Consider the following 2,838-nt stretch of genomic DNA (forward strand, 5'->3'; position numbering starts at 1 on the left):
CCGGCGATGCGGGCCGCGGTCCGCATCCGGAGTGCATCCCGAACGGTCCTGGGGAGGACCGCAGGGAAAGGGAGCGATCGGGGGAGGACCAGATGTGGGAGACAGGTCAAGCCCACCTGATGGAACAGGGCAGCTTGATGGAACAGAACCGGCTCACGCAGCCGCACTTGGTGCGGTGGGGGGATTCGCGCGAAGCGGACAGCACCGACGTCGACGTGCTCGCCCAGCTCTTCGAACTCGGCGAGCAGGAACAGGAATGGCAGGAGCGCGCGCTGTGCGCGCAGACCGATCCCGAGGCGTTCTTCCCGGAGAAGGGCGGCTCCACCCGGGAGGCCAAGCGCATCTGCGCCGGCTGCGAAGTGCGCTCGGAGTGCTTGGAGTACGCCCTGGAGCACGATGAGCGGTTCGGCATCTGGGGCGGTCTGTCCGAACGGGAACGACGCAGGTTGAAGCGGCGCGCGGGATGAGGTGCTGAGGCGGCCGCTTCCGGCCGCGGCCCCCTGCGCGCAACGAGAACCGAGACGGCCTGCGGGGTCCGGTCCGGCGCCGTGTTCGACTACCGTCGTGCCGAGATCGGTGAACGGCGGCAGGGGAGGACAGAGTGGTCGGGACCGCGCGCTCCAGCACCGCGCCGCGTCGCAGCACCGCGCCGGTGCTGGCCGTGCTGGTGTGCCACGACGGCGACACCGCGCTGGCCGAGGTGCTGTCCGCGTTGCGCGGGCTCACCGTCCGGCCCCGCCACGTGCTCGCGGTGGACACCGGTTCCGCTGATCGCACCGCGGAGATCCTCGCGGCCGAGGACGCGCTGGACGGGGTGCTCACGTTGCAGCGCGACACCGGTTTCGGCACCGCGGTCGCCGCGGCGGTCGAGCACGCGAACGCGCGTTGGGGCGATCCCGGCCGGTGGTTGTGGGTGCTGCACGACGATTCCGCGCCGGAACCGGACTGCCTGCGGAACCTGCTCGGGGTGGCGGAGCTGGATTCGTCGGCCGCGGTGCTGGGACCGCTCGGGCTGGATTGGGACGATCCGCGGCTCGTGGTGGACGGCGGGCTGTCCACGGATGCGTCCGGGCACCGGCAGACCGGCATCGGAGCGTCCGAATTGGACCCTGCGCTGGTGGGCGGTGCCGGTGAGTCCGAACTGGACGGTTCCGGGGGTTCGGATCGTCCGCTTTCCGGCGGTGTGCCGGAGGATTCCGGCGGGTCGGTCGACGCGGTCCCGGACGATCCCGGGATGGAGCGAGACGGCTCGGAGCCGGGTTCGGCCGACGTCGATGCGGGTGGCGCCGATGCGGGCGGCGCGGACCGGGCTGGTGCGGACTCGGTCGGCGAGGGCTCGGCCGACGACGCCTCGGTCCAGGACGATTCGGCCGGGGACGATTCGGCCGGGTCGAATACGCCGGGTCCGTCCCGAGTCGGTCGGTAGCCGTCGATTCCGATCCGGCGGTCTCCGTTTCGGTCTCCTCCGAATCGGCATCCTCCGTTTCGACCCTGGCCGATTCGGCTCCGTCCGATGCCGCGCCCTCCGATTCGGCGCCATCCGATCCGGCTCCATCCGATCCGGCTCCGTCCGATTCGGCGCGAACCGATCCTGTCGAGCCCGATCAAGCCGAGGTGGATTCGCCGGACCGCGAGTTATCGGCCGCGGAGGCGGACGACGCCCAGCACGGTCCGGACCCGGTTGATCAAGCTGCTTCGGAACCTGCCGCGGAGCCGAGGACCGCGGGCCTGCCGGTCTCCGAAGTCCTCGCCGTGAGCACGGCCGGTGTGCTGATCCGCCGGGACGTGTTCGAGCGGCTCGGCGGCTTCGACACCGCTCTGCCGATCGGTTTCGAGGACGTCGACTTCGGCTGGCGGGTCAACTCCGACGGACACCTCGTGCTGTGCGTGCCGGGCGCGCGGATGCGCCACGCCGGTCTGCTGCGGCGCGGTGAGCGGGCGCCGGATGCCGCTGCGCAGCGCACCCTCCGGGCCGCCGAGCGGGTCGGAGGTGTCCGGACGTTCCTGGTGAACTCGGCGGTCTTGTCGTTCGTGCTGGGCGTTCCGCGCTTGCTGGTGCTCGCGACGCTGCGCGCCGCCGGGTTCGCGCTGCTGCGGCGCTGGCCGGACGCGGCCGCGGAACTGTCGGTGCTCGCCGGGATCTGCACCGGCCGGATGGGCCTGCGCAAGGCGCGGGCGGCCCGCCGCGAGGTCACGCCGCGGCGCTCCGAAGTGCGCGGGTTGCTGACCAGCAGGCTCACCCGGCTGCGCAACGGGCTGCGCGCGGCGTTCGCCTGGCTGGTGCGCGAGCGCGTGCGGCGCGACGTCGTGCTCGGCAGGGTTCCGTCTTCCGCAGCGATCCCCGGAAGCGCGGCGATCACCAGCAGCGCAGCGCCGCGCCCGGTCGGCCCGGAAGCCCTGCCCGCAGGTGCGCTGCCCGCGGGAGCTGCCGGACCGGAGAAGCAGCGCCGCGTCGCGGGCCTGCGACGCCCGGCCGGACCTGTCGTGGTGCCGCTGGAATCCGCCGAGGCCCCGGCCGAACCCGCTGCACCTCAGCGACCGTCGCCGGTTCCGCGCGGGGCGCGGCCCGAGCCCGCCGAACCGGACCGGCAGCTGCTGCTGGTCGAGGTGAACCGCTGGCGGGTGCTGCGGGAGCTGCTGCTGGCTCCACCCGTGGTGCTCACCGCAGCGCTGGTGGTGCTCGCGCTGATCACGCACGGGCTGGTCGCCGAGTTCCCCCGCTTCGGCGGCACCTTGCAGGGCGGGCGGCTGCTGCCGGTCGCGGACCTGAGCACCACCTGGCGCGACTACCTCGCTTCGTGGCATCCGGTGAACGGCGGGACCGGCTCTCCCGCACCC

Annotated in this window: 2 protein-coding genes and 1 pseudogene; all 3 read left to right on the plus strand. The window is 73.0% G+C overall.

The annotated features are described in order from the left end of the window. The first annotated feature begins 137 nt into the window (after positions 1-137). Positions 138-467, plus strand: coding sequence for a WhiB family transcriptional regulator (locus IJH84_RS06930; protein WP_233628707.1), 330 nt, complete (start codon positions 138-140; stop codon positions 465-467). A 197-nt stretch (positions 468-664) separates the two neighbouring features. Next, positions 665-1,084: pseudogene (locus IJH84_RS06935) on the plus strand (glycosyltransferase family 2 protein); the annotation flags it as partial. Between the two features lie 530 nt (positions 1,085-1,614). Further along, the coding region (locus IJH84_RS06940; RefSeq protein WP_295141667.1) for a glycosyltransferase at positions 1,615-2,838 on the plus strand (1,224 nt) is incomplete at its 3' end.

This window comes from Saccharopolyspora sp. (genome assembly GCF_017434145.1).
GTDB lineage: Bacteria > Actinomycetota > Actinomycetes > Mycobacteriales > Pseudonocardiaceae > Saccharopolyspora_C > Saccharopolyspora_C galaxeae.

Bases quoted from the DNA above. Each gene is read 5' to 3' on its own strand.
- IJH84_RS06930 (WP_233628707.1), top strand. From the start codon at position 138: ATGGAACAGAACCGGCTCACGCAGCCGCACTTGGTGCGGTGGGGGGAT.